This is a genomic window from Streptomyces sp. NPDC008313 (assembly GCF_042956125.1).
Lineage (GTDB): Bacteria > Actinomycetota > Actinomycetes > Streptomycetales > Streptomycetaceae > Streptomyces.
The window spans coordinates 1,005-27,080 of the sequence record NZ_JBIBFR010000002.1 but is presented as its reverse complement, the minus strand read 5'-3'; the positions used below and the strand labels follow the sequence as shown (position 1 = coordinate 27,080).

At 73.8% G+C, this 26,076-nt stretch carries 20 protein-coding genes and 1 pseudogene; 5 read left to right on the top strand and 16 right to left on the bottom strand.

What is annotated here, in order from left to right; translation table 11 throughout:
* Positions 1-170 precede the first annotated feature (170 nt).
* The 4 genes from ald to ACFY93_RS02885 form a co-directional block, all read right to left on the bottom strand.
* Positions 171-1,295, bottom strand: coding sequence for an alanine dehydrogenase (gene ald / locus ACFY93_RS02900; RefSeq protein WP_391353013.1), 1,125 nt, complete (start codon positions 1,293-1,295; stop codon positions 171-173).
* Positions 1,296-1,458: 163 nt separating this feature from the next.
* Positions 1,459-3,540, bottom strand: coding sequence for a tetratricopeptide repeat protein (locus ACFY93_RS02895; protein WP_391353012.1), 2,082 nt, complete (start codon positions 3,538-3,540; stop codon positions 1,459-1,461).
* A 284-nt stretch (positions 3,541-3,824) separates the two neighbouring features.
* Positions 3,825-4,451 carry an NUDIX domain-containing protein gene (locus ACFY93_RS02890; RefSeq protein WP_391353011.1) on the bottom strand — a complete coding sequence of 209 codons (627 nt, stop codon included), beginning with the start codon at positions 4,449-4,451 and terminating at the stop codon, positions 3,825-3,827.
* Between the two features lie 127 nt (positions 4,452-4,578).
* On the bottom strand, positions 4,579-6,246 hold the full coding sequence (locus ACFY93_RS02885) for a CTP synthase (protein ID WP_391353570.1): 1,668 nt from the start codon (positions 6,244-6,246) through the stop codon (positions 4,579-4,581).
* A 520-nt stretch (positions 6,247-6,766) separates the two neighbouring features.
* On the opposite strand from ACFY93_RS02885, the gene ACFY93_RS02880 reads away from it, so the two are divergent.
* The 3 genes from ACFY93_RS02880 (at position 6,767) to ACFY93_RS02870 (ending at position 11,858) form a co-directional block, all read left to right on the top strand.
* A complete protein-coding gene (locus ACFY93_RS02880; RefSeq protein ID WP_391353569.1) occupies positions 6,767-8,569 on the top strand; it encodes a glycoside hydrolase family 15 protein in 1,803 nt (600 codons plus the stop codon).
* A gap of 145 nt (positions 8,570-8,714) precedes the next feature.
* Entirely contained in the window at positions 8,715-10,097 is a 1,383-nt protein-coding gene (locus tag ACFY93_RS02875; protein WP_391353009.1) for an FAD-binding protein, read from the top strand.
* A gap of 81 nt (positions 10,098-10,178) precedes the next feature.
* Positions 10,179-11,858 carry a PucR family transcriptional regulator ligand-binding domain-containing protein gene (locus ACFY93_RS02870; RefSeq protein ID WP_391353007.1) on the top strand — a complete coding sequence of 560 codons (1,680 nt, stop codon included), beginning with the start codon at positions 10,179-10,181 and terminating at the stop codon, positions 11,856-11,858.
* On the opposite strand, the gene ACFY93_RS02865 is transcribed toward ACFY93_RS02870, so the two are convergent.
* The 6 genes from ACFY93_RS02865 to ACFY93_RS02840 form a co-directional block, all read right to left on the bottom strand.
* Entirely contained in the window at positions 11,818-12,951 is a 1,134-nt protein-coding gene (locus ACFY93_RS02865; RefSeq protein WP_391353005.1) for a glycosyltransferase, read from the bottom strand. The two genes, ACFY93_RS02870 and ACFY93_RS02865, sit on opposite strands and share 41 nt — an antisense overlap.
* Before the next feature lie 334 nt (positions 12,952-13,285).
* Entirely contained in the window at positions 13,286-14,056 is a 771-nt protein-coding gene (locus tag ACFY93_RS02860; protein WP_391353003.1) for a hypothetical protein, read from the bottom strand.
* Positions 14,057-14,082: 26 nt separating this feature from the next.
* Positions 14,083-15,825: a DNA repair protein RecN gene (gene recN, locus ACFY93_RS02855; RefSeq protein WP_391353001.1), complete on the bottom strand. Its 1,743-nt coding sequence runs from the start codon at positions 15,823-15,825 to the stop codon at positions 14,083-14,085.
* Between the two features lie 182 nt (positions 15,826-16,007).
* Entirely contained in the window at positions 16,008-16,913 is a 906-nt protein-coding gene (locus ACFY93_RS02850; protein WP_391353000.1) for an NAD kinase, read from the bottom strand.
* Complete coding sequence (locus tag ACFY93_RS02845) at positions 16,910-17,725, bottom strand: TlyA family rRNA (cytidine-2'-O)-methyltransferase (RefSeq protein WP_391352998.1); 816 nt, start codon at positions 17,723-17,725, stop codon at positions 16,910-16,912. The genes ACFY93_RS02850 and ACFY93_RS02845 overlap by 4 nt, the downstream gene beginning before the upstream one ends.
* A 7-nt stretch (positions 17,726-17,732) precedes the next feature.
* Positions 17,733-18,071 carry a hypothetical protein gene (locus tag ACFY93_RS02840; protein WP_391352996.1) on the bottom strand — a complete coding sequence of 113 codons (339 nt, stop codon included), beginning with the start codon at positions 18,069-18,071 and terminating at the stop codon, positions 17,733-17,735.
* A gap of 42 nt (positions 18,072-18,113) precedes the next feature.
* On the opposite strand from ACFY93_RS02840, the gene ACFY93_RS02835 reads away from it, so the two are divergent.
* A complete protein-coding gene (locus tag ACFY93_RS02835; protein WP_391352994.1) occupies positions 18,114-18,461 on the top strand; it encodes an SCP2 sterol-binding domain-containing protein in 348 nt (115 codons plus the stop codon).
* Positions 18,462-18,563: 102 nt separating this feature from the next.
* Here the strand turns inward: ACFY93_RS02835 and ACFY93_RS02830 are convergent, their stop codons facing one another.
* From ACFY93_RS02830 to ACFY93_RS02815, 4 genes are all read right to left on the bottom strand, one after another.
* Complete coding sequence (locus tag ACFY93_RS02830; protein WP_391352992.1) at positions 18,564-19,466, bottom strand: ATP-binding cassette domain-containing protein; 903 nt, start codon at positions 19,464-19,466, stop codon at positions 18,564-18,566.
* On the bottom strand, positions 19,463-20,542 hold the full coding sequence (locus ACFY93_RS02825) for an iron chelate uptake ABC transporter family permease subunit (protein ID WP_391353567.1): 1,080 nt from the start codon (positions 20,540-20,542) through the stop codon (positions 19,463-19,465). The genes ACFY93_RS02830 and ACFY93_RS02825 overlap by 4 nt, the downstream gene beginning before the upstream one ends.
* A gap of 5 nt (positions 20,543-20,547) precedes the next feature.
* On the bottom strand, positions 20,548-21,591 hold the full coding sequence (locus ACFY93_RS02820) for an iron chelate uptake ABC transporter family permease subunit (RefSeq protein ID WP_391352991.1): 1,044 nt from the start codon (positions 21,589-21,591) through the stop codon (positions 20,548-20,550).
* 84 nt (positions 21,592-21,675) lie between these two features.
* Positions 21,676-22,704, bottom strand: coding sequence for an HAD hydrolase-like protein (locus tag ACFY93_RS02815; protein WP_391352990.1), 1,029 nt, complete (start codon positions 22,702-22,704; stop codon positions 21,676-21,678).
* A 72-nt stretch (positions 22,705-22,776) separates the two neighbouring features.
* On the opposite strand from ACFY93_RS02815, the gene ACFY93_RS02810 reads away from it, so the two are divergent.
* The gene (locus tag ACFY93_RS02810) at positions 22,777-24,060 is read left to right on the top strand and encodes a DUF1015 family protein (protein WP_391352988.1); all 1,284 of its coding nucleotides are present in this window, start codon (positions 22,777-22,779) and stop codon (positions 24,058-24,060) included.
* Between the two features lie 148 nt (positions 24,061-24,208).
* On the opposite strand, the gene ACFY93_RS02805 is transcribed toward ACFY93_RS02810, so the two are convergent.
* Together ACFY93_RS02805 and ACFY93_RS02800 are read right to left on the bottom strand one after the other, a co-directional pair.
* The gene (locus ACFY93_RS02805; RefSeq protein ID WP_391353565.1) at positions 24,209-25,177 is read right to left on the bottom strand and encodes a hypothetical protein; all 969 of its coding nucleotides are present in this window, start codon (positions 25,175-25,177) and stop codon (positions 24,209-24,211) included.
* 162 nt (positions 25,178-25,339) lie between these two features.
* A pseudogene (locus ACFY93_RS02800) lies at positions 25,340-26,076 on the bottom strand (hypothetical protein); the annotation flags it as partial.

The following is a 26,076-nucleotide window of genomic DNA, read 5'->3' as shown; positions in this document are numbered from 1 at the left end:
GTGTGCGAATCGGTTGAAGGGTTACGTTCGAGGCGAGTTGTACGAGTGTCGCGAAGTGAGCCGACACACACCGGCCGGGCCTTGTCGGACAAGGCCCGGCCGGGGAAACGCTGTTGACGACCCGTGTTGACGAATCGCCTTTTCGCGGCGGGAGTCGACTTCTCGGCGGGTCAGCCGATCAGCGACTCCAGGTCGGCGTGCTCCAGACCGTGCGCCTCGGCGACCTCGCGGTAGACCACCTTGCCGTCATGGGTGTTGAGACCCTTGGCCAGCGCGGCGTCGCGGCGCAGCGCCTCGGCCCAGCCGCGGTTCGCCAGTTCCACGATGTAGGGAAGCGTGGCGTTGGTCAGCGCGTAGGTCGAGGTGTTGGGCACGGCGCCGGGCATGTTGGCGACGCAGTAGAAGACCGAGTTGTGGACCGGGAAGGTCGGTTCGGCGTGGGTGGTGGGACGGGAGTCCTCGAAGCAGCCGCCCTGGTCGATGGCGATGTCGACAAGGACACTCCCCGGCTTCATCCGGGACACCAGCTCGTTGGTGACCAGCTTCGGGGCCTTGGCACCCGGGATGAGGACGGCGCCGATGACGAGGTCGGCCTCCAGGCAGGCCTTCTCCAGTTCGAAGGCGTTGGAGACGACGGTCTGGATCTTCGTACCGAAGATCTTGTCGGCTTCCTTGAGCTTGTTGATGTCCTTGTCCAGCAGGGTCACGTGGAAGCCCATGCCGATGGCGATCTGCGCGGCGTTCCAGCCGGAGACACCGCCGCCGATGACGACCGCCTTGGCGGCCAGCACGCCGGGGACACCGCCCGGCAGGACCCCGCGGCCGCCGTTGGCGCGCATCAGGTGGTAGGCGCCCACCTGGGGGGCCAGCCGGCCCGCGACCTCGGACATCGGGGCGAGCAGCGGCAGCGCGCGACTGGGCAGTTCGACCGTCTCGTAGGCGATCGCCGTGGTGCCGGACTCGATCAGCGCGTCGGTGCACTCCTTGGACGCGGCCAGGTGCAGGTAGGTGAAGAGCGTCTGGTCCTTGCGGAGGCGGTGGTACTCCTCGGCGACGGGCTCCTTGACCTTCAGCAGCAGGTCGGCGGTGGCCCAGACCTCGTCCGCGGTCTCCAGGATCCGCGCACCGGCGGAGACGAACTCGTCGTCCGTGATCGAGGAGCCGACACCGGCGCTCTGCTCGACGAAGACCTGGTGGCCGTGGCGTACCAGCTCGTGCACGCCGGCGGGGGTGATGGCCACCCGGAACTCGTTGTTCTTGACCTCGCGGGGGATACCGACCTTCACGTCGATCACGGTCCTTGACTCAGAGGGTTCTGGGGCTGTGCATGCCGGGGCGACACGGGCCGGGGCAATGCATGTCGTATCCGGATGCACGGGTGCATAGCGGAGACACCACGAAAGAACGCGGCGGAGCCAGTTTAATGAAGGGGTTCTCTCTGTCTAGCCTTTCAAAGCATCAATCTTTCGTGGACACGCTACGGATTTCGCAGGTTCCCGCGTCGTATGGCTTGGTCGGTGCCTCCTCGGCGGCCTCATCTCCCAGCATGCGCTCGGCCGTGCCGCGGTGCAGCCGGGCGGCGGCCGGGTCGCCGAGCCGCTCCAGGGTGTCGGCCAGCCGGAGCCGCAACGCGGCCTGCAGCCGCGTGTCCTCGGCACGCCGCGCCCACTCCACCGCCTCCTGGCAGGTGCGCAGGGACTCCTCGGGCCGCCCGGCGTACTCCTGGACGCGTGCCAGCTCGCTCAGCGCCCGGGCGAGCCCGGCGGTGTCGCCGTTCCTGCGGTGTCCGGTGACCGCGGAGCTCCAGTTGCGCAGCGCCTCCCCGTAGCGGCCCGCGTAGGTGTGCGCGGTGGCGATGCGGCCGTACAGCCGGGCGGCGTCGGCGCGCTCGCCGCGGGCGAGCCGCTGCGCCAGCGCCCTGCCGTACCAGTCGGCCGCCCGGTCGTAGTCCTCCAGCTCCTGGTACGCGCCGCCGACGGATTCCATCGCGCGGCCCGTCGCGTACGGGTCGTTCGCCGCGCGTCCGGCGTCGAGCGCGGCCCGGTAGCGGGCCAGGGCGTCGGCCGTCCGCCCGGTCCGCGCGTCCAGGTCGGCGAGGTTGAGCAGCGCGGCGGCCTTCTCGCGGTGCAGTCCGCGGCGCTCGGCGACGTCCAGGACGAGCCGGTGGATGCCGTACAGCTCGGGCGCCGCCGCGCGCGTCCCGACGTGCGCGGCCAGCGCCCGGGCCAGCGCGGCCATCAGCCGGCGGGCCAGCGTGTCCAGCTCCCCGTCGGCGACGGCGAGCCGGGCGGCGGCCAGCAGCGCCGGCAGCCGGACGCGCAGCCAGTCGGCGGCGGCCCGGGGGGTGGGGAAGCGCAGCGCGCGCGGCATCCCGGCCAGCTTCTCCTGGGCGGGTGAGCTGTCGGTCTCGGTGATCGCGCGGCAGGACACCAGCAGCCGTACGGTCCGCTCCAGCATCCGGGCGCGGGCCAGCTGGAGCTCGGCCGGACGGTCCTGGGACGCGGTGAGCGCGCTCAGCAGCGGCAGCAGCCAGCCGGGCACCTCGTACTGCGGCAGCGGGGACCCGACCGCGCGTACGAGGCCCAGCGCGGCGAAGTCGTCCAGTGCGCGGTGGGCGGCCTCGACCGAGCAGCCCGCGAGCGCGGAGGCCGTCTGCGGGTCGACGGACCCGGCCGGGGCCAGGGAGAGGAGGCGCAGGGTCCGCGCGGCGCTGCCGGACAGCGAGACGTACACCAGCCGGAAGACGCGGACGTGAGCCGAGCCCTCCTCGTCGTCGGTGCGCAGCTGTCTGGCGAGGTCGGCGACGGCCGACTTGGGGCGGGCGGCGAGCCAGCGGCCGGCGAGCACCAGGGCGGCCGGCTGGCCCTCGCACAGTTCGACCAGGCCCTCGGCGGCGAGCGGGTCGACGGTGATGCGCACGGAGCCGGTGAAGCGGCCGAGCAGGTCGAGGGCGGACTTGGTGTCCAGACCGCCCAGGATGCACGGGCGGACGTCGGCGATCCCGGTCAGCGGTCCCCGGGAGACGGCGACGACCAGGCAGCCGGGGGTGTCCGGCAGCAGTGCGTCGACCTGCTCGGCGTCGGCGGCGTCGTCGAGCAGGAGCAGGGCGCGCCGGCCGCTGAGGGCCGCGCGCAGCGCCGCGGCGAGGTCGTCCGCGCAGGCGCCGGGCGGGGTCGGCCGCTCCAGCGCGGTGAGCAGGTCGCACGCGGTGCGCTCGGTGGGGACGGGGGTGCCGTCGGGTTCGGTGAGCCGGGCGCGCAGGAGACCGTCGGGGTACCTCTCGGCGACCTGCCGGGCGAGTTCCTCGGCGAGGGCGGTGCGGCCCGATCCGGGCTTGCCCGCGATGAGCAGCACGCGCGCGCGTGGCGCCTTCCGGCCGGAGAGGGTGTCCAGGCCGGCGCGCTCGATGTCGAGCCGCAGTTCCTTCAACTCGCGTGCGCGGCCCAGGAACTGACACCCCGCAGGAGCGGACGCGGCGGCCGGACGCCGCTCGTTCGCCGGCACTCCGGTGCCGTCGGTGTCCACTGCCTGATCCGTCACGGGGCCACACTCCCGTCCCACTGCGCGCGCATGCCCGCCGGGACTCCGGACGGACGTTCCACGAGCCTAGGCTCTGTCCGGCGGACCATGCCGGAGACGCGGGCTCCGGCACGCTGGTGACCACAAGGAGCCGTTCGTCTCCTTCGGCCCGGTCCGCCGGACAGACCCTAGTTCACGCTCTGCGACGGACCGGGCGGAGCACGGCGGGCCACGACGGGCGGATCCCCTGATCGGATCAGGCGATCGTCACACCGGCCACCCCTTCGGGGGTACCGGCGGCCTCGTCACGCCTCGAAGGGCCGGGCGGGCCACGGGGCCCCGGCCGGGCGCAGCGCGTCGAACCCGTCGCCGGCGCGGGCCGCGAGCAGGGAGAGGACGCCCACCACCAGGCAGTTGTTGTGCAGCTCACCGGCGAGGACACCACGGACCAGCTCGTCGGCGGGGACCCGGGCCAGCTCCATGTCGGCCTCCTCGTCCTCGACCTCGAAGCGGTGGCCCTCGGCCTCGGACAGATCGCGGGCGAGGAAGATGCGGACGGCCTCGTCGCAGCCGCCGGGCGTCGTGTAGACGTCGGTCAGCACCCGCCAGTCGCCGGCCTTGACGTGCGCCTCCTCGTACAGCTCGCGCTGCGCGGCGTGCAGCGGGTTCTCCCCCGGCACGTCGAGCAGCCCGGCCGGGATCTCCCAGAGCCGGTGGCGCACCGGATGCCGGTACTGGCGCAGCACCAGCACCCGGTCCTCGTCGTCGAGGGCGAGGACCGCGACCGAGCCGGGGTGGACCTGGTAGTCGCGTCGGACGACCGAACCGTCGGGCATGACCACGTCGTCGGTGCGCACCGAGGTCTTCTTGCCGACGAAGGGGGTCTCACTCGCCCTGACCTCCCAGTCCTCGGCGGTGTCCTTGATCGTCATGCCCTGTCCTCCCACATGTACAGAAAGAAGCCGGCCGTAGCGAAGAAGCCGGTGCAAGCAGCCGGTAACGGAAACCGGGGTGCGTACCTCGCAAGGCACGCACCCCGGCCACCGTACAACCCCGGTCCTACTTGCCCGTCTTGCGCTCCACCGCGGCCTTGACCAGCCCCGCGAAGAGCGGGTGGGGGCGGGTCGGGCGGGAGCGCAGCTCCGGGTGCGCCTGGGTGGCGACCAGGTAGGGGTGGACGTCGCGCGGGTACTCGACGTACTCGACGAGCTTGCCGTCCGGGGAGGTGCCCGAGAAGAGGAGACCGGCCTTCTTCTCCAGCTCCGCGCGGTAGGCGTTGTTCACCTCGTAGCGGTGGCGGTGCCGCTCCTCGACGTACTCCTTGCCGTCGTACACCTCGCGCACGATCGAGCCCTCGGCCAGCTTGGCCGGGTACATGCCGAGCCGCATGGTGCCGCCCATGTCGCCCTCGCCGGCCACGATGTCCAGCTGCTCGGCCATCGTGGAGACGACCGGGTGGGCGGTGGCGGGGTCGAACTCGGTGGAGTTGGCGTCCGCGATGTCGGCCAGGTTGCGCGCGGCCTCGACCACGATGCACTGCAGCCCCAGGCAGAGACCGAGCAGCGGGATCCTGTTCTCGCGGGCGTACTTGATCGCGCCGACCTTGCCGGTCACACCGCGCTCGCCGAAGCCGCCCGGGATGCAGATCGCGTCGACGTCGCCCAGCTGCTCCTTGGCACCGGCCGGGGTCTTGCAGTCGTCCGAGGTGACCCACTTGATCTTGACGCGGGCCTTGTTGGCGAAGCCTCCCGCGCGCAGCGCCTCGGTGACCGAGAGGTAGGCGTCGGGCAGGTCGATGTACTTGCCGACGAGCGCGAGGTTGATCTCGTGCTCCGGGTTGTGGACCCGGTCGAGCAGGTCGTCCCAGGTCGTCCAGTCCACGTCGCGGAAGGGCAGGTCCAGCTTGCGGACCACGTACGCGTCGAGGCCCTCGGTGTGCAGGACCTTCGGGATGTCGTAGATCGACTTGGCGTCCACGCAGGCCACCACGGCCGCCTCGTCGACGTCGCACATCAGCGAGATCTTGCGCTTGATGGCGGTCGGCACGTCGCGGTCGGCGCGCAGCACGATCGCGTCGGGCTGGATGCCGATGTTGCGCAGCGCGGCCACCGAGTGCTGGGTCGGCTTGGTCTTCAGCTCACCGGACGGGCCGATGTAGGGCAGCAGCGAGATGTGCACCACGAACACGTTGTCGCGGCCCACCTCGTGACGGACCTGGCGGACCGTCTCCAGGAACGGCAGGGACTCGATGTCGCCGACCGTGCCGCCGACCTCGGTGATGACGACGTCGACGTCGTCGGTGGCCATCCGGCGGATGCGGTGCTTGATCTCGTTGGTGATGTGCGGGATGACCTGCACGGTGTCGCCCAGGTACTCGCCGCGCCGCTCCTTGGCGATGACCGTGGAGTACACCTGGCCGGTGGTCACGTTGGCCGAGCCGTCCAGGTCCACGTCGAGGAAGCGCTCGTAGTGGCCGATGTCCAGGTCGGTCTCGGCGCCGTCGTTGGTGACGAACACCTCACCGTGCTGGAACGGGTTCATGGTGCCCGGGTCGACGTTGAGGTAGGGGTCGAGCTTCTGCATGGTGACCCGCAGACCCCGCGCCTTGAGCAGCGCGCCCAGGCTGGAGGCGGTCAGGCCCTTGCCGAGGGAGGAGGCGACACCCCCGGTGACGAAGATGTGCTTGGTCGTCGTGGCTGTGCTGTTTCGGAAAGCAGCGGGCGGCATGGCCAAGAGGGGGCTCCCGTGGTCGCGGTCTGGAGTGCGTACCGGCTGCCGGGCCCGGATGTCCGGGTCTCCGTGCTGCGCCGTCGCTGCGGTTCGGGGGTCCCCTTTTGTCGCTGTTTCCTTCGGGGATGACCACCGGTCCACGGGCTACCAGGGTATCAGCGACGCGACGGGACCGCGCCCGGCGGCGGTGCGGGGCCCCCGCCGCCACACTCCGCGCACGGGCCGACACGGACCCGCACGGTGCTCACCCGATCGGCGCACCCCGGTTGTCCGGAGCGGCACCCGCGGCGGCCACGTGCGTCGTATCCTGCTCGGACACTCGCTGCCGAGCCAGACCGGTCACAACGGCACCACCCCGCCCGTCATCCCGGAACAACGAGAGCTCGTCAGTTCGTTGAGCAAAGATTGTGTGCGTCACTGACTTGCCCCATTGTTCAACGACGCTTTACAACGATCCCTTGACCGCAAGAGCGACCGCCCCCGCGGGGGCGACGTGGCCGTTCGACTGGAGTTGCACGTGGCCGGGCGCATCGAAGACTACGCACTCATCGGAGACATGCAGACAGCCGCGCTGGTCTGCCGGGACGGCACGGTGGACTGGCTGTGCCTGCCCCGCTTCGACTCCCACGCGATCTTCGCGGGCCTGCTGGGCACGGAGGAACACGGATTCTGGCGGCTCGGTCCCGCCCACGCGGGCGACGCCGAACCGCCGACCGCGGCCCGGCGCACCTACCGCGGCGACTCGCTGATCCTCGAATCCGAGTGGGACACGCCGCGCGGCACGGTCCGCGTGACCGATTTCATGCCCCCGCGTGACGGCGCGCCGCAGCTGATCCGGATCGTCGAGGGCGTGTCCGGCCGGGTGCCGATGCGTTCCGCGCTGCGGATGCGTTTCTCCTACGGACGCGTGGTGCCGTGGGTGCACAAGCACGAGGGCCGCACGGTGGCCGTCGCGGGCCCCGACTCCGTGTGGTTCGACACGGTGTGCGAGACCTACGGCAAGGGACTGACGACCTACGCGGACTTCACGGTCGCCCCGGGTGACCGGATCGCGTTCGCCATCTCGTGGGAGCCCTCGCACAAGGAGCCGCCGGCGCTGCCGGAGCCCGAGCAGGCCCTGGAGGCCACCGGGGAGTTCTGGCGCGAGTGGGTCGAGCACTGTACGTACCACGGCCCCTACCGTGAGGCCGTCGTCCGCTCGCTGATCACGCTGAAGGCGCTGACGTACGCGCCGACCGGCGGCATCGTCGCCGCCCCCACGACCTCCCTCCCGGAGGAGATCGGCGGCGTGCGGAACTGGGACTACCGCTACACCTGGCTGCGGGACGCGGCGATCACCCTGTCCTCGCTGCTGCGCACCGGCTACCGCGAGGAGGCGCGCGCCTGGCGCGAGTGGCTGCTGCGCGCCGTCGCGGGCGACCCGGAGAACCTGCAGATCATGTACGGCATCGCGGGCGAGCGGGAGCTCGGCGAGGCCGAGCTCGACTGGCTGCCCGGGTACGAGAACTCCGGCCCGGTCCGTGTGGGCAACGGCGCCGCCCACCAGCTCCAGCTGGACGTGTACGGCGAGGTCACCGAGGCCCTGCACCTGGCCCACATGACAGGCCTGTCCCGCAACGACTACGCCTCGCTGCTCCAGCTGAAGCTGATCCGCTACCTGGAGGACCACTGGGACCAGCCGGACGAGGGCATCTGGGAGGTGCGCGGTCCGCGCCGCCACTTCGTGCACTCCAAGGTGATGGCCTGGGTCGCGGTCGACCGCACCATAAAGCTCATCGAGTCCGGTGACGCGGACGGCCCGCTGGAGAAGTGGCGCGAGCTGCGCGACACCATCCACCGGGACGTGTGCGAGAAGGGCTACGACAAGGAGCGCAACACGTTCACGCAGTCGTACGGCTCCAAGGAGCTGGACGCGTCGCTGCTGCTGATCCCGCAGATGGGTTTCCTGCCGCCGGACGACAAGCGCGTGATCGGCACCATCGAGGCGATCCAGCGGGAGCTGTCCACGACGGACGGGTTCATCCTGCGCTACCCGACCGCCGGCGCCGACGCGGGCGTGGACGGCCTCGCGGGCGACGAGGGCGCGTTCCTGGCCTGTTCGTTCTGGATGGCGGACGACCTCGCGATGATCGGCCGGGTCGACGAGGCCCGCAAGCTCTTCGAGAAGCTGCTCGCCCTGCGCAACGACCTCGGACTGCTCGCCGAGGAATGGGACCCGCGCCTGCAGCGCCAGGTGGGCAACTTCCCCCAGGCGTTCAGCCACGTCCCGCTGATCGACACCGCACTGCGGCTGACGGCTTCCGGCGCGTACGGGGGCTGAGGCACCGGCGTGTGCGCCGTGCGGCCGCTCCGCACGGCGCCCACGCCAGGCGCGGCGTCCGGGCGTCCCCGGCGCCGCGACGGTGGCCGCACCCCCGTCTACGCTGGTGTGTAGTCCTGTCCCCTCTCGGAAGGGGGCGGCTGTCATGGCTCCCTCCTCGAAGGCGGGCGCGGCGCTCGCCGCGCTCCGCGAGGATCTGTCCGGCGACGTGTTCGCCCCGGGCGACCCCGGCTACGACGACGCGCGGACGGTCTTCAACGCGATGATCGACCGGCGCCCCGCGGTGATCGCGCAGTGTGTGGACGAGGCCGACGTGGTCCGCTCGGTGCGCTTCGCCCGGGACCTGGACCTGCCGGTCGCGGTGCGCGGCGGCGGCCACAGCGTGGCGGGCATGGCCCTGGGCGACGGCGGTCTCGTCGTCGACCTGCGCCGGATGCACGCGGTGACGGTCGACCCGGGAGCGCGGTCGGTGTGCGTCGGGGGCGGGGCGACGATGAGTCACCTCGACCGCGCGACCCAGCCGTACCACCTGGCCACCACCGGCGGCCGGGCCTCGACCACCGGTGTCGGCGGTTTCGTGCTGGGCGGCGGCACCGGCTGGCTGGACCGGCTGTTCGGTCTCGCCGTCGACAATCTGCTCGCCGTCGACCTGGTCACCGCGGACGGCACGGCGGTCCGGGCGAGCGCCGAGGAGAACCCCGAGCTGTTCTGGGCGCTGCACGGCGGCGGCGGGAACTTCGGCGTCGCCACCTCGCTGACGCTGCGGGTGCACGAGCTGCCCGCGTTCTCCATCGCACTGGTGCTGTACCGGCCGGACGCCGCGCCCGGCGCCGTCCGCGCCTACCGCGACATCGTCCGGGCCGGGCCCGACGAGGCGGGCGGCGGCGTGCTCTATCTGACCGGGCCTCCCGAGCCGTTCGTTCCCGGGCACCTGGTGGGCACGCTGCTGTGCGGCGCGCTCGTCACGTACGCGGGCGGCGAGGAGGACGTCCGCAGGACCGCCCGGCCGCTGCTGGAGCTGCCGCACGAGTCGGAGGTCGTCGCCACCCTCCCGTACGCGGACTTCCAGTGCATGCTCGACGACCCGCCCGGGATGCGGAACCACTGGTCGGCCGAGTACGTGTCGGACGCGCCCGACGATTTCGTGGACACCTTCTGCGCCCTCGGGGACGCGACGCCCGTCCCCACCGGCACGCAGCACGTGCTGTTCCCGCAGGGCGGCGCGATCGCCTCCGGGCCCACGGCGTACCCGGTGCCCTACCGGGACGCGCCGTGGGCCGTGCACCCCTTCGGGATCTGGGAGGACCCGGCCGACGACGAGCGGTGCGTGCGGTGGGTGAGGGACGTACGCGCCCGCGTACGTCCCTGGAGCACCGGTGCGGTCTACCTCAACTTCATCGGGAACGAGGGCGCGGACCGGGTGGTGGCCGGCCTCGGCGCCGACAACACCCGGCGGCTGGCCAGGGTGAAGGCGCGGTACGACCCTGACAACGTCTTCCGCTTCAACCACAACATCGTCCCGGCCTGATCCCGGTGCCGCGGTGCCGTCACCGCCTCCGGCCCCGGCCGGAATGTCGCCGTGGCCCCGTCGGCGGGTAGCGTCCGCGTCATGGACAGCCGGGACACTCAGGGCGGGATCACCGTGCAGCGGGCGCTGGAGCTGCCGGGACTGCGCAGCGGGCTGCCGGAGGTCCTCGCGGGCGCCGACCGGCTGCACCGCACCGTGCGCTGGGTGCACGCGGGCGAGGTGCCCCACATCGCCTCCCTCCTCAAGGGCGGCGAACTGCTGCTGACGACCGGCTACGGCCTCGGCACCCGCCCCGCCGACCAGCGCGCGTTCGTCCGCACCCTGGCGGAGCGCGGGATCGCGGCGCTCGTCGTGGAACTCGGGCCGCGCTTCACCCGGTTGCCGGCCGCCCTCGTGGAGACGGCGCGGTCGGCGGGACTCCCCCTGGTCCAGCTGCACCGCGAGGTCCCCTTCGTGACGGTCACGGAGGAGGTGCACACCGAGATCGTCAACGGGCACTACGCCCTGCTGCAGCGCGCCGAGGAGGTGCACCGGCGCTGTACGGAGGCGCTGCTCGGCGGGGGCGGGGTGCCGCAGGTCCTCGCCATCCTGGCCGACTTCAGCGGCAGCCCCGTCTTCCTGGAGACGGCGCAGGGGCAGCTGCTGTACGCCGCCGGGGCCGGGCCGGCGGCCGCCGATCCGCTCCAGGTGTGGGAGGGGCTGCGCGGGCAGCACCGGGACGAGCCCTTGGCCGGGACGACGATCGTCGACGTGCCGGGCGGCGGCCCCGCCACCGGGTCGGTGCGCGCCCGGCTGGTCCTGCTGCCGGTCGGCGGGCCCGTCGCCCCGGTGCACCGGATCGCGGCGGAACAGGCCGCGGGCATCCTGGCGGTGGTCCTGATGCAGGCGCGTCAGGAGGAGGAGCTGGCCGCGCGCGGGCGGGGGGACTTCCTCACCGATCTGGCCGAGGGGCGGATCGGCGCGGAGGACGCGCCCGCGCAGGCCCGGGTGCTCGGCTTCAAGCCCGGCGACGGCCCGCTGCTGCCGGTGGTGATGCGGCTCGCGGACGGGCTGTCCCCGGGCGGCTGGGCGGTGCTGGCGCGGGCGGTCGCGGAGGAACTCGCGTCGGTGGGTGCGCCCGTCCTGCTCGGCGTGCGCCCCGTGGAGGGCCGCGTGCCGCTGCTGCTGGGGCTGCGCACGGAGTCCGAGCGTCCGGTCGTGGCCGACCGGGTCGCGGCGGCACTGCGGGCCGGTGTGGAGCGGGCGGGCACCCCGCGGCCCGGTGCGCGGCCGCCCGTGGTGGTGGTCGGGGCGGCGGAGGGCTGGGCGGCCGCGTCGGCGGGGCTGCGGCACGCGGCGGAGGCGGCGACCGCGGCGCAGGGCCTGCCCGAACGTCCCTGGTACGACGCCCGGCGCCTGGACATCGACCTGCTCCTGTGGCGGCTGCGCGACCAGCCGGACCTGGCGGCCTTCGTGGACCGTGCCATCGGCCCGCTCCTGGAGCACGACAGCCGTTCCAGGCCGCCGCTGCTGCCCACCCTGCAGACGTACCTCGCGCACGCGGGCCGCAAGGCGGAGACGGCCCGCGAGCTGCACCTGAACCGGCAGACGCTCTACAACCGGCTCGCGCGGATCGGCGAGCTGCTGGGCACGGACCTCGACGACCCGCAGACGGTCCTGGCCCTGAGCCTGGCCCTGCGGGCCCGCCGGCACGTGGTCCAGGATCTTCCGCCTGCGGGGTTCAGCGCACCGGGCGCGCCGTCAGCTCGTCGTAGACGCTGAGGACCTGGGCGACCGTCTCGTCCTCCGTCGGCCAGGTGGCGGCCTGCCGGGCGCCCCGGTCGCGGAGCAGTTCACACCGGGCCTCGTCGCCGAGGAGCCGGACGACGGCCTCGGCGAGGGCGTCCGCGTCGCCGTACGGGACGAGTTCGGCGGCGTCGCCGACCATCTCGGGGATGCCGCCGACCGCCGTCGCGACGAGTGGCACGCGCGCGTGGAGGGCCTCCTGGGCGAGCAAGGAACGGGACTCCCACGTGCTGGTCACCACCGCGAGGTCGGCGGCGGTCAGCAGTTCTCCGATGTCCTCGCGCCGCCCGACGAGCCGGACCGGCAGTTCCTCGTCCTCGATCCGCCGCCTCAGGACGGTCCGCAGCGGTCCCTCACCGGCGATCACGACCAGCGGGGCGGGGTCGAGGCCGCGCCAGACCCGGGCGGCGTCGAGCAGGGTCTCGTAGCCGCGGTGGCGGTCCAGGGAGCCGACGGCCATGAGCAACGGCCGGTCGGTGGCGCCGAGTTCGGCCCGGGCCTTCTGGCGCCGCCGGTCCGGTTCGTCGTCCTCGGCCGGCCCGGCCGCCGCCGGGAACGAAACGGCGGCCAGCCGCGCGTCGCGGGCTCCCCTGGCGCGGGCGCGGTCCACGAGGCCGGACGAGGTGCCGAGGACCACCGAGGCCGCCTTCGCCACCCTGCGCTCCAGCAGACGCTGCAGCCGGGCCCGGGCTCCCTCCGCGTCCGCGCGGGTGTGCCAGGTGACGACGAGCGGGGTGCGCCGGCCGCCGAGCGCGAGGGCGGTCCGCAGGGCGGCGTGCAGCCCGTGCGCGTGCACGAGGTCGGCGTCGGCGCACACGGCCCGCAGCACCGCGAGGGAAGCGGGATCTCCGCTTCGGGGTACGGGGATGTGCTGGGCCCCTGCACCGGTGAAGTCGTAGGCGTGATCGGCCTCCGAGGGGGCGCACACCGTGACGCGCACGCCCCTGGCGACGAGCCCGGAGGCCAGCGACCGCACATGCGCGCTGCTGTCCGCGCTGCCGCCGCCGAGCACCTGCACGGTGCGCAGCGGCGGCCGGCCGTGCGGTGGGTGGCTGCTCACGTGGGTCACGCGGCCGGGGCTCCTGGGTTCGGCGTGGGACGGTCACAAGAAAACGTACAGAGGGGTCGCCGGGCGGAAGGCCGTACCGCACGGGGGTGCTGCCTGTACGGCGTACGGCGTCGAGGACGCCGACGGTCCCGGTCGTCCCGGCACCGGCCGGAGACTCGGGCGTACACGGGGGCCGCCGCCCTCCCGGTCCCGCTCGCACGGTCACGCGCGAGCGCAACGCGCGGCGCCCACCCCCACCGTAGTCCCCCGCGGCCCCACGCCACGCCCTTTCCCCACCTGCACCTGCCGTCCCGGCCCTCACCGTCCCCCGCCGAAACGTTCCCCTGGCCGGCCCCTACCGCTCCGCCGCACCGAACGTACGGGCGAACACGCTCACCCTCTCCCCGTACACCGCGGCGGCCACCAGCCCGGCGGAATGCAGGACGAGCGCCGCCCGGCCGCTGCCGACGGCGACCGCCGCCCCCAGAGCCGCGCCGAGCGCGTGGGCGCCGGTGTCGCCGAGCATGGCCCGCTCCCCCAGGTCGCCGGGGAGCACGGTGACGGCGGCCCCCGTCACGGCGGCGGACAGCTCCCCCTCGGCTCCCGGCCGCAGCACGCGGGGGGCGCCGAGCGCGAGCACCAGACCGGCGGCCCGCCCGGGGCGTACGTCGACGAGGTTGACGAGGTGCGCGGTCCCGGCGACGACGGTCGCGGCGAGCACCCTGTCCACCGGCCGCTCCTTCAGCAGCGCGCCGGCGGCCAGGCCGGCGGCGGTGATCCCGAAGAGCTTCACGGCCCCGCTGGTCACCTCACCGTGCCGCAGCGCGCCCAGATGTGCGCGGAACCCGCGCCGGGGATCGCCCGCGCCCACGACGTCGTCGTAGGCGCCGCACAGTCCGGCCGCCAGCACGGCGGCCCCGGCGCCGCGGTGGACCCGGAAGGACGCGAGCGCGGACCCGGCGGCCGCGGCGGCACCCGCGTACAGACCGACGGTCCGGCCCGCGTGGTTGGTCCGCTCCCAGCGGACGGCCCCGCCCGGCGCACGGGCCCGCAGCACGGCGCTCGCGGCGCGGGTGACCGAGGCGGCGAGCGCGAACGAGGAGGCCCTTGCGGAACGAGGGATCACACGGACCCCCTGGGGGCCGCCGCCGCTCAGCCGTCCCCCCTGGCCGTCGCCAGCAGTTCCTCCGCGTGGGCGCGGGCCGTCTCGGAGTCCTCCTGGCCCGCGAGCATGCGGGAGAGCTCGCGCACGCGGTCCTCGCCCTCGAGGATCTTGACGCCGGAGCGGGTCACCGAGCCGTCGTCGGTCTTCTCCACCAGCAGCTGCCGGTCGGCGAAGGCGGCCACCTGGGGCAGGTGGGTGACGACGACGACCTGGGCGGTTCTGGCCAGTTTGGCGAGCCGGCGGCCGATCTCGACCGCCGCCTTGCCGCCGACGCCCGCGTCCACCTCGTCGAAGAGATACGTCGGCACCGGGTCCGTACCGGCGAAGACGACCTCGACGGCGAGCATCACGCGTGACAGCTCACCGCCCGACGCGCCCTTGGCGATGGGCCGCGGCGGGGCTCCGGGGTGCGGGGCGAGCAGCAGCTCGACCTCGTCGACGCCCGCGGGGCCGTACGCGACGGTGCGCCCGCCGAGCTCCACGCCCTCGGGGTCGTCGGTCTGACGGATGTCGAAGGAGACCCGCGCGTGGGGCATGGCCAGTGAGGCCAGCTCGGCGGTCACTGCCGCGGCGAACCGCTCGGCGGCCTCCGTACGGGCGTCGGTCAGCGTCCGCGCGAGGGCACCCAGTTCGGTCCGCAGCGCGTCCCGCTCGGCCGTCAGCTCGCCGATCCGCTCGTCGTCGCCGTCCAGCTCGGTGAGGCGCGCGGCACTCTTCTCGGCCCACTCCAGTACGGCGCCGATGTCCTCGCCGTACTTCCGGGTCAGCTGGGTGAGCGCGGCGCGCCGCTCCTCCACCGCGGCGAGCCGCAGCGGGTCGGCGTCGAGGTCGTCGGCGTACCCGACCAGCTCCCCCGCCACGTCACCCAGCAGGATCCCGATCTCGCCGATCCGGCCGGACAGGGCGGCGAGCGCCGCGTCGTGCGACCGCACCGCCTCCAGCGCCCGGTGGGCGCCCGCGACGAGCGTGGTGGCGTCGATGCCCTCGGGGTCCTCGGGGTTGCCCGCCAGGGCGGCGTGTGCGGCGGTGGCGGCCGACGCGAGCGCCTCCGCGTGACCGAGCCGCTCCGCCTCCGCCGCCAGCTCCGCGTCCTCGCCGGCCCGCGGCTCGACCGCCGCGATCTCGTCGAGCCCGAAGCGCAGCAGATCGGCCTCCTGGGCACGCTCGCGCGCACGGGTGGTGATCTCGTCCAGTTCGGCGGAGACCGCGCGCAGCCGGCGGTAGGCGCCCACGTACTTGTCGAGCGGCCCGGCGACGGCGTCGCCCGCGTACCGGTCGAGGGCCTGGCGCTGCCGGGACAGCTTGAGCAGCCCCTGCTGGTCGGTCTGGCCGTGCACGGCGACCAGTTCGTCGGCGAGTTCCGCGAGGACCCCGACCGGCACCGAACGGCCGCCCAGATGCGCCCGGGAGCGCCCTTCGGCGGAGACGGTACGGCTGACCAGCAGTGCGCCGTCGTCGAGCTCGGCGCCCGCCTCCTCGGCCCGTACGACCGCCGTCCCGCCGGCGGGCAGGGCGATCCGCCCCTCGACGACGGCGCTCTTCGCGCCGATCCGTACGAGGGCCGGGTCCGCGCGCCCGCCGAGCAGCAGCCCGAGGCTGGTGACCACCATCGTCTTGCCCGCGCCGGTCTCGCCGGTCACGGCGGTGAAGCCTGGTGACAGCTCGACGACCGCGTCGTCGATGACCCCGAGCGACCGTATCCGCATCTCCTCCAACACGTCCCCGACCATACGAGGTTTCGGCCGTGCTGTGCGACGCCACCCCCACCCGACCGAGGACGCGGCGGGTCGTGACGTACCGGCGGTTCACTCGTTGTCGGGTGCGCGCCGGGGCGGGGCCGCCGGTCCCGGCCGCGTGCGGTACCGGTCCCGGGCGGGCGCGATGTCGGTCCCGGCCGGGCGCGGTACCGGTCTCAGTGGGGCGCGCCGCGCCATCCCGACACCGGCAGGGCGAACTTCGCCACCAGGCGGTCAGTGAACGACGCGTGGTGCAGCCGGGCGAGGCGTACGGGCACCGCTCCCCGGCGCACCTCGACGCGCGCGCCCGGCGGCAGCTCCACGGTCCGCCGTCCGTCGCACCACAGCACCCCGGGAGGGATGTGCGGCAGCACCTCGACGGCGAGCACCGAGTCCGGCGAGGTCACCAGCGGCTTGGCGAACAGGGCGTGTGCGCTGATCGGCACCATGAGCAGCGCCTCGACCTCCGGCCACACCACCGGGCCGCCCGCCGAGAACGCGTACGCCGTGGAGCCGGTCGGCGTCGCGCAGACGATGCCGTCGCAGCCGAAGCCGGTCACCGGCCGGCCGTCGATCTCCAGGACGACCTCGAGGAGCTTCTCGGCCGACACCTTCTGCACGGCCGCCTCGTTCAGCGCCCAGTCGGTGTGCACGATGTCGCCGTTGCGGTGCACGACGACGTCGACGGTCATGCGCTCCTCGACCTCGTACGCCCTCGTCACGACCCGGTCGACCACCTTGTCGAGGTCGTCGCGCTCGGCCTCCGCGAGGAAGCCGACCCGTCCCAGGTTGACGCCGAGCATCGGGACCCCGGAGGCCCGGGCGAACTCCGCGCCGCGCAGCAGCGTGCCGTCGCCGCCGAGCACGATCAGCAGTTCGCACCCGTCGAGGCACTGCGGCGTGGCCTCCCGCACCAGCTCCACCGTCTCGGGCAGCGGCAGGTCGGCCGCCTCCGCCTCCAGGACCCGCACGCCGATCCCGGAGCGCAGCAGCCCCTCGACGACGAGTTCGGCGCTGCGGATGGCAGCGGGCCGCCCGGTGTGGGCGAGCAGGAAAACTGTACGAGCTCGGGTCTGTGTCAACGCGGCCCCTCCGCCACTGCACGGTCTACGTCGGCCGGGTCGAGATCGGGTGCCCCGGCTCGCAGCCACAGAAAGTACTCGACATTGCCCGAGGGTCCGGGCAGCGGACTGGCGGTGACGCCCCGGACGCCCAGCCCGAGCTGCCGGGCGCGCTCGGCCACCCCGCGCACCGCCTCGGCCCGCAGCTCGGGGCTGCGGACGACTCCGCCGCTGCCGAGGCGTTCCCTGCCCACCTCGAACTGCGGCTTGACCATCATCACCAGATCGGCGTCCGGGGCCGCGCAGCGCGCCAGAGCGGGCAGCACCAGACCGAGCGGGATGAAGGACAGGTCCCCGACGACAAGATCCACGGGCTCTCCATCGATGGCGTCCAACGTCAACTCGCGTACGTTCGTACGGTCCTTGACGGTGACGCGTTCATCGCTCTGCAGAGACCAGGCGAGTTGTCCGTATCCGACGTCGACGGCGACGACGTGGGCGGCGCCCGCGCGCAGCAGTACGTCGGTGAAGCCCCCGGTGGACGCGCCGGCGTCCAGCGCCCGGCGCCCCCGGACCTCCAGGCCCCGCGGAGTGAACGCTTCCAGGGCGCCCGCGAGCTTGTGCCCGCCGCGCGAGACGTAGTCGGGGTCGCCGTCGTCCTGGGTGACCACGATCGCGGCGGCGGTCTCCACCTGGGTGGCGGGCTTGGTCGCGGGGGTCTTGCCGACGGTGACCCGTCCCGCGGCGATCAGCTGGCTGGCGTGCTCGCGCGAGCGGGCGAGCTTCCTGCGCACCAGCTCGGCGTCGAGGCGGCGTCGTGCCACTCCTGCCACGTTCCGTTCAGCTCCTGCGGTCGTACGAAGGGGTGGGCGCCGTCGGGGCCGACGGCACCGGGGATCCTTGCCGGGCGTCCAGCGCGGTGAGCGCGTCGCGCAGCCCCCGGTGTACATCCTCGTACACCGCCAGATGCCCTTCGGTGCCGAGGTGGTCGGCGTCGGCCAACCGTTCGAGCAGCGCGTCGGTCCCGGGGTCCCCGGTGGGCGTCCGGGGGACGCCGAGGGGGGCGGGCCCGGCGTCCGTGTCCTCGTCCGGGCCCGCGGCCGCGTCCGGGTTCACGCCCTCGTCCGCGCCGGTGCCGGCCGCGGGCTCCGGCTCCGGGCCGGTCATGGAGTCGCTCATGCCCCGACGCTACCGCGAAGCCCTGCGGTAACGTCGATCACAATGGCGACGATCGAGGAGTGCCGCGCGGCGCTCGACAAGCTCTCCGACAACCTGGCGGCCGCCGAGGGCGACGTGCGGGGCGCAGCGGCTCTCGACCGGTCGCTGAGCTGCCATGTCACCGACCTCGACACCACCTTCGCCGGACGGCTCCACAACGGCCGGATCGAGGTCCTCGGCACCGCTCAGGGCCCTCCGCGCGTGCGGGCCGACATCCGGATCGCGACGAGCGGCGACGACCTGGTGGCGCTGGTGGACGGTGAGCTGAACTTCGCGAAGGCCTGGGGTTCGGGCCGGGTCCGGCTGGAGGCGGGCCTGCGCGACCTGTTCCGCCTCAGAAGCCTGCTGTGAGCACCGCGCCCCGGAGGCCCGCCGCGAATCGCGGCTGACCCGCGACCGGCCCCCGACTGACCGCGGGACGGACCAGGACGCCGCCGGTGCCGGTGCCGCCGCCTAGGTCGCCGCCGCCACGCGTGTCCTGCGTGCCGCCGGGACGACGAGCGGAGTCCCCGTCTCCGGGTCGTCGATGACCTGGCAGCGCAGCCCGAAGACCTCCTCGACGAGCTCCGCCGTGACGACGTCGGAGGGCGGCCCCTCGGCGACGACCTCTCCCTCGCGCAGCGCGATGAGATGGGTCGCGTACCGGGCCGCGTGGTTGAGGTCGTGCAGGACGGCGACGAGGGTGCGTCCCTGCTCCTCGTGCAGCTCGGCGCACAGGTCCAGCACGTCGATCTGGTGCTGGATGTCAAGATACGTGGTCGGCTCGTCGAGCAGCAGCAGCGGCGTCTGCTGCGCGAGCGCCATGGCGATCCAGACGCGCTGCCGCTGGCCGCCGGAGAGCTCGTCGACATAACGCTCGGCCAGCTCGCTCACCCCGGTCGAGGCCATCGACTCCCGTACGACCCGCTCGTCCTGCGTGGACCACTGCCGCAGCAGCCCCTGGTGGGGATAGCGGCCGCGGCCCACCAGGTCCCCGACCGTGATGCCGTCGGGCGCGATGGACGACTGGGGAAGCAGTCCGAGCGTCCTGGCGACCTTCTTGGCCGGCATCGACTGGATCGCCTGCCCGTCGAGCAGCACCCGGCCCTGAGACGGCTTCAGCATCCGCGACAGGGCACGCAGCAGTGTCGACTTCCCGCAGGCGTTCGGGCCGACGATCACCGTGAAGGAGTTGTCGGGTATCTCCACGGAGAGCCGCTCGGCGATGACGCGCTGGTCGTAGCCGAGGGTCACGTTCTCGGCGGCCAGGCGGTTCGCGGACGCGCGGTGCGCGGACGGGGGGTTCACGGTGGTGTCGCTCCTTCGGGTGTTCGTGTGCGGCGCCGCCGGGGCCGGTCCGGGACCTCGGGTGCTCATATCCGGCCCGACCTGCGCTCGGTGACCAGAAGCCACAGCAGGTACGCCCCGCCCAGGACGCCGGTCACGACGCCGACGGGCAGCTGGTCGGCGCCGAAGGCCCGCTGCGAGGCCAGATCCGCGACGATCAGCAGCGCCGCGCCCATGCACATCGAGGGGACCAGGTTCGGCCCCGGGGAACGGGTGAGACGGCGGGCGAGCTGCGGCGCGGTGAGCGCCACGAACGCGACCGGGCCGGCGGCGGCCGTCGCACCGGCGGTGAGCAGCACCGCGCAGACCAACAGCAGCAGCCGGGTCCGTTCGACCCGCACCCCGAGCGCGTACGAGATGTCGTCGCCCATCTCCATGGCGCGCAGCCCCCGGCCGTTGGCGAGGACGACGGGGACGACGACGGCGCACAGCCCGGCCAGCGGCCGGACCTGGTCCCAGCCACGCCCGTTGAGAGAGCCGGTCATCCAGACGACGGCGCGGGCGGCGTCGACGAGGTCCGCCTTGGTCAGCAGATAGCCGTTGACCGCCGTGACCATCGCGGCGATCCCGATGCCGACGAGCACGAGCCGGTAGCCGTGCACGCCCCGCTTCCAGGCGAGCAGGTAGATGGCGAACCCGGTCGCCAGCCCCCCGGCGAGCGCCCCGAGGGCGACCTGCTCGGTGTCCCCGGAGAACAGCACGATCACGACGAGCGCCCCGGCCGTCGCCCCCTGGCCGAGGCCCAGCACGTCCGGACTGCCCAGCGGATTGCGCGAGATGGACTGGAAGAGCGCGCCGCCGAGCCCGAGACAGGCGCCCACCAGCAGGCCGACCAGGACGCGGGGCAGCCGCAGTTCGTCGACGACGAACTCCTGGCCCGCGTCCCCGCCGCCGGCCAGGGTGCGCAGGACGTCGCCCGCCGGGATCGGGTAGTCGCCGGTGCCGATCAGCACCACGCTCGCGGCGAGCGTGAGCACCAGCAGCAGGGCGACGACCGCGCACGCCCGCACGTCGAGCCGGAGCGAGAGTCCGCCGGGCACCCGCACGGTCCTGGCGGACGGCGCCGCCCGGAGCCCGTGTTCGGCGGAGGGTCCCGGCTTTCGGATGGTCCTCACAGCTGCGCCGTCCTCCGCCGTCGTACGAGATGGATGAAGACCGGGCCGCCCAGGAGCGCGGTGACGATGCCTACCTGCAGCTCCGCGGGCCGCGCGACGACACGCCCGACGACGTCCGCGCCGAGCAGCAGCACGGGCGACAGGACGGCCGCGTACGGCAGGATCCAGCGCATGTCCGGTCCGGTGAAGGACCGTACGGCGTGCGGCACCATCAGCCCGACGAAGACGATCGGCCCGCAGGCGGCGGTCGCGGCGCCGCACAGCACGGTCGCGGCGGCCAGAGACAGCGCACGGGTGCGGGTCAGGTGGGCGCCGAGCGCGCGGGCCGTGTCGTCGCCCATGGCCATCGCGTTCAGCGGCCGGGCCAGCGACAGGGCCAGGACCGTCCCGACGACGAGGAAGGGCAGTACCCGGGTGATGGTCCCGTCGGTGGCCGAGGCCAGCGAACCGACCGTCCAGAAGCGCATCTTGCCCAGCGCCGCGTTGTCCATGATCATCACGGCCTGCAGATAGCCGTAGAGCGCGGCACTGATCGCGGTGCCCGCGAGCGCCAGCCGCACCGGCGTGGCGCCCCGGCTGCCGCCGAGGAACCAGACCAGCACGCCCACCGCGGCGGCTCCGAAGAAGGCGAACCACACATAGCCGGTCAGCGTGGTGACACCGAAGTACGTGATGGCGGTGACGACCGCGGCGGACGCGCCCGCGTTGATGCCGAGGAGGCCGGGGTCGGCCAGCGGATTGCGGGTGAGCGCCTGGAGGACGGCACCGGAGAGCCCGAAGGCGGCGCCGACGAGCAGCCCGAGCACGGTACGCGAGAGCCGCTCGCCGACCACGACGTCGGCGTAGGTGCCCGAGTCGTGGAAGAGCCCGTGCCAGACCTGGCCGAGGGGGAGTTCCTTCGCGCCGATCGCGATGCTCGCCAGGGCGACGCACGCGAGGACGGCGACGGAGGCGAGGAGACCGAGGGAACGGACCGCCCGGCGGGCCGGGGGCGCGGGAGCGGTCTCCGCGCGCTGTTCGGGGAGACTGTCGACCAACACGTGGTTAGGTTAGCCTACCCTGCCATCCCCTCACGATCCCGCGTCCCTCGGCCGGGCCCCGGCCCCGGTCACGGAGCCCGCGCGTCACAGCCCGAGCCGCGCCAGCGCCTTCCCCCCGTCCAGCCCGCACGTTCCGTCGCCGGCGGCCGTCCACGCCGCCGCGCACAGCGCCCGCAGCCCGTCGAGGGCCTCACCCTCGCCGTCGAGTTCCAGTTCCCCGGTCCCGGCCGTCGCCGTCCAGCCCCCGCACCGGAAGCCGTCGCCCGCCGGGACGACCTCGGGCTGCCCGGTGAGCAGCCCCCGCAGATCGGCGTCCACGTACGTCGGCCGGTGCCGCGGCGGTGCGGCGAGCAGGTGGGCGCCGTCGGTGACGCCGGTCAGCACGAGCAGCGAATCGACCTGCCCGTTGAACGCGCCCTCGATGTCGGTGTCCAGCCGGTCCCCCACGACGAGCGGACGCCTGGCTCCGGTCCGCAGGATCGTCTCCCGGTGCATCGGCGGCAGCGGCTTGCCCGCGACCTGCGGCTCCGCGCCCGTGGCGATCCGCACCACCTCCACCGCCGCCCCGTTGCCCGGGGCGATCCCGCGCCCGCTGGGGATCGTCAGGTCCGTGTTCGACGCGAACCAGGGCAGCCCCCGCGCGACGGCGTACGACGCCTCGGCGAACCGCGACCAGGTGAGGTCCGGACCGCCGTACCCCTGGACGACCGCGGCCGGCTCGTCGTCGGCCGACTCGACCGGCTCCAGCCCGCGCTCGCGCAGCGCGACCCGCAGCCCCTCCCCGCCGATCACCAGCACACGGGCCCCGGCGGGCAGTTGGTCGGCGATCAGCCGGGCCACGGCCTGCGCCGAGGTGATCACGTCCGCGCCCTCGGCCGGTATCCCCAGCTCGGTGAGGTGTCCGGCCACCGCGTCGGGCGTGCGCAGCGCGTTGTTCGTGACGTACGCGAGCCGCATCCCACCGGAACGGGCGGTCCCGAGCGACTCGACGGCGTGCGCGATCGCGAGACCTCCCGCGTAGACCACGCCGTCGAGATCGAGCAGCGCCGTGTCGTAGGCCTCGCTCAGGGCCTGGCCGCTGTCGTCGGGCCGCGTCCTGACGGTCTGACTCATTCCACATCGCTCCTCATCGGATCCCTTTCCCCCGATCATCGCGCATGGCACCGGCACACTTACGATGCCTCAATGAACTCTGCAGGTCCCGAGGACGAGACGCCGGCACCCGGCGGTCTCGAACTGACCCCGTTCCGTGGCCTGCGCTACGACCCCGACCGGGTCGGCAGCCTGTCCGCGGTCACCTCCCCTCCCTACGACGTCGTCGTCCGCCCCGACGGACTGCTCCACCTGGAGTCCGCCGACCCGCACAACATCGTCCGGCTGATCCTCCCCCAGGCCACCACCCCGGCCGCCCGCAACGAACAGGCCGCCCGGACCCTGCGCCACTGGCTCGCCGAGGGGGTCCTCGCCGCCGACCCGGAGCCGGCGCTCTACGTGTACGAGCAGCGCGACGGCGGTCTGCTGCAGCGCGGCGTCATCGGCGCCCTGCGTCTGTCGGAACCCCCGGAGGGAGTCGTCCTCCCCCATGAGGACGTCATGCCGCACGTCGTCGCCGACCGCGCCGACCTCATGCGCGCCACTTCGGCCAATCTGGAGCCACTGCTGCTGACGTACCGCGACGGCGCCGCCGACGGCACGGCCGCCGTCATCGACCGTACGGTGCGGCATCCCCCGCTGCTCGCGACGACCACGGAGGACGGCTACGGCCACCGCCTGTGGGCGGTCACCGACCCCGCCGAGATCGCCCGCGTCCAGACGGACCTCGGCCGACATCAGGCACTCATCGCGGACGGCCACCACCGCTGGGCGACCTATCTGCGCCTGCGCGCCGAGCACCCGTCGCCCGGCCCCTGGGACCACGGCCTGGTCCTCCTGGTGGACACCGCCCGCCATCCGCTGCGCGTCCGCGCCATCCACCGTTACCTGCCGCGCCTGTCACCGGCCGACGCGCTGGCCCCGCTCAGGGACCTCTTCCGGGTACGGCGCCTGGACACCGGCCTGCCGGCGGCCCTGGAGGCCCTCGGCGACGCCGCCGCCGAGGGCAACGCCTTCCTGCTCGCGGGTGACGGCGCCTTCCACCTCGTCGACCGCCCGTCCCCGGCCCTGCTCGCCCGTACGGTCCCCGCCGACCGCCCCGAGGCCTGGCGCACCCTGGACGCGACCGTCCTGCACGCCGCGCTCCTGGGCCACGTCTGGGGCATCCCGGAGGACTCCCCGGACCGGATCGCCTACATCCACGACACGGCGGCGACGGTCGAGAAGGCGGAACGCGACGGCGGTACGGCGGTACTGATGCACCCGGTCCGCGAGGACGTCGTTCGCGACCTCGCCCGTCAGGGCGTCACGATGCCCCGCAAGTCGACGTCCTTCGGCCCGAAACCGGCGTCCGGCCTGGTGCTGCGCGCCCTCTGACCCGCGGACACCGGCGTCCGCGCATCAAAGCGGATCGAAGACGCCGGCGCCTCCGGCCCTGCAACGCCGGAGGGCGGGACCCCGTCCGGGATCCCGCCCTCCGCTCGCGGCCCGCGTCCTACGGACGCCGGCCTCTCACACCCGGGCGTCAGCCACGCGTGCCCTCGTCCTCACCAGCACCCTCGGGGCCGTCGTGTTCGGGGCCGTCGTGCCCGTCGTGCCCGTCGGTCACGGCGTCCTCGTCGGTGATGTCGGCGTCGGCCGCGTCCGCGTCGGTCACATCGGCGTCGTCGGTGACGTCCTTGTCAGTCACCTCGGAGGCGGCCGTGGTCGCCTCGGCGGCATCGGCCACGTCGCCCGCGTCGGCGCGGGGCGCCTCGGGCTCGCGTACGGTTCCGGCCTCGGTGGTCCCGTGCTCCGGCTCGTCCTCGCCGAGCGCGTCGACGAACTCGACGCCGTCCAGCTCGGCGAGCCGGTCGGAGGCGTCCGTGCTCCCGTCCTTGTCGGACTCGACGGCCTTCGCGAACCACTCGCGTGCCTCGTCCTCACGGCCGGCCGCGAGAAGAGCGTCGGCGTAGGCGTAGCGCAGTCGCGCCGTCCAGGGCTGGACGGAGTGGGATGCCAGCTCCGGGCTCTGCAGGGTCACGATGGCCGCGTCGAGCTGGTCCATGTCACGCCGGGCGCCCGCCGCGACGAGCCGCATCTCGACCTGACCGGCCTTGTCCAGCTTGTGCACCTCGGGCGCACCGGCCATGTCCAGCGCCTTCTCCGGCCGGCCGAGGCCGCGCTCGCAGTCCGCCATGACGGGCCACAGGTCGACGTTGCCGGTCATCCGGCGCGCGGCGCGGAACTCGGCGAGCGCCTCGCTGTACTTCTGGTTGGCGTACGCGGCGAAGCCCGCCGCCTCTCGCACGGCGGCGACACGGGACGCGAGGCGCAGGGCCACCCGGGAGTAGTTGTAGGCCCCCTCCGGGTCCTCGTCGATGAGGCGCGCGACCATCACCAGGTTCCTGGAGACGTCCTCGGCCAGTCCCTTGGGCAGGCTCAGCAGCTCCTGCCGTACGTCGGCGTCGATCTCCTCGCCCGTGACGTCGTCCGGGATCGGCAGCCTCTTGATCGGCTCGCGGTCACGGTCCCGCTCGTCACGGAAACGGCTTCCGCCACGGCGGTCGTCGCCCCGACGGTCGTCATGGCCGTCCCGGCCGCGGAAGCCGCCCGGGCGGCCACCTCGGTCGTCGCGACGCGGACCGCGGCCACGGTCGTCGCGCCCCCGATCGTCGCGCCCCCGATCGTCGCGCCCCCGATCGTCGCGGCCACGGAATCCGCCGCCTCGACTGTCATCGCGCCGGGTGTCCTCGCGTCGGTCGTCACGGCCACGGTCGTCGCGGCGGAACGACGGACGGTCATCCCGTCGGTCGTCGCGGCGGTCATCCCGTCGGTCGTCGCGGCGGAAGCCACCTCGGTCGCCACTGTCCCGGCGGTCATCGCTCCGCTCGTCACGACGGTCGTCGCGACGGAACGAGGGACGGTCATCCCGCCGGAATCCGCCTCGGTCACCGCGGTCGTCACGACGGAAGGCAGGACGGTCGTCACCGCGATCATCGCGACGGACGGCGGGACGCTCGTCACGGCGGTCGTCACGGCGCGGGCCGCCGGAGCGGTCGTCACGACGGAAGGCCGGCCGGTCGCCGCCCTCACGCCGGAACCCGCCCCGGTCGCCGCCGTCACGGCGGTCGTCACGGCGGAAGCCGCCACGATCGCCACTGTCCCGGCGGTCGTCCCGGCGATCATCATGGCGGAATCCGCCGCGGTCGCCGCCGTCACGGCGGTCATCGCGCCGGTCGTCACGACGGTCCTGGCCGCCACGGTAGGTGTCCTGACGGTCGTCGCGGCGGAACGGCGGACGGTCTCCGTCACGGCCGAACCCGCGACCGCGGTCGTCCCGGCGATCGTCACGACGCGGACCACCGGAGCGGTCGTCACGCGGGAACGACGGACGTCCACCTCGGTCACTCC

Excerpts from the sequence above, each read along its gene's own strand:
- ACFY93_RS02890 (WP_391353011.1), bottom strand. The coding sequence starts at position 4,451 with ATGACGATCAAGGACACCGCCGAGGACTGGGAGGTCAGGGCGAGTGAG.
- ACFY93_RS02885 (WP_391353570.1), bottom strand. The coding sequence starts at position 6,246 with ATGCCGCCCGCTGCTTTCCGAAACAGCACAGCCACGACGACCAAGCAC.
- ACFY93_RS02875 (WP_391353009.1), top strand. The coding sequence starts at position 8,715 with ATGGCTCCCTCCTCGAAGGCGGGCGCGGCGCTCGCCGCGCTCCGCGAG.
- ACFY93_RS02870 (WP_391353007.1), top strand. The coding sequence starts at position 10,179 with ATGGACAGCCGGGACACTCAGGGCGGGATCACCGTGCAGCGGGCGCTG.
- recN (WP_391353001.1), bottom strand. The coding sequence starts at position 15,825 with ATGGTCGGGGACGTGTTGGAGGAGATGCGGATACGGTCGCTCGGGGTC.
- ACFY93_RS02840 (WP_391352996.1), bottom strand. The coding sequence starts at position 18,071 with ATGAGCGACTCCATGACCGGCCCGGAGCCGGAGCCCGCGGCCGGCACC.
- ACFY93_RS02835 (WP_391352994.1), top strand. The coding sequence starts at position 18,114 with ATGGCGACGATCGAGGAGTGCCGCGCGGCGCTCGACAAGCTCTCCGAC.
- ACFY93_RS02830 (WP_391352992.1), bottom strand. The coding sequence starts at position 19,466 with ATGAGCACCCGAGGTCCCGGACCGGCCCCGGCGGCGCCGCACACGAAC.
- ACFY93_RS02815 (WP_391352990.1), bottom strand. The coding sequence starts at position 22,704 with ATGAGTCAGACCGTCAGGACGCGGCCCGACGACAGCGGCCAGGCCCTG.
- ACFY93_RS02810 (WP_391352988.1), top strand. The coding sequence starts at position 22,777 with ATGAACTCTGCAGGTCCCGAGGACGAGACGCCGGCACCCGGCGGTCTC.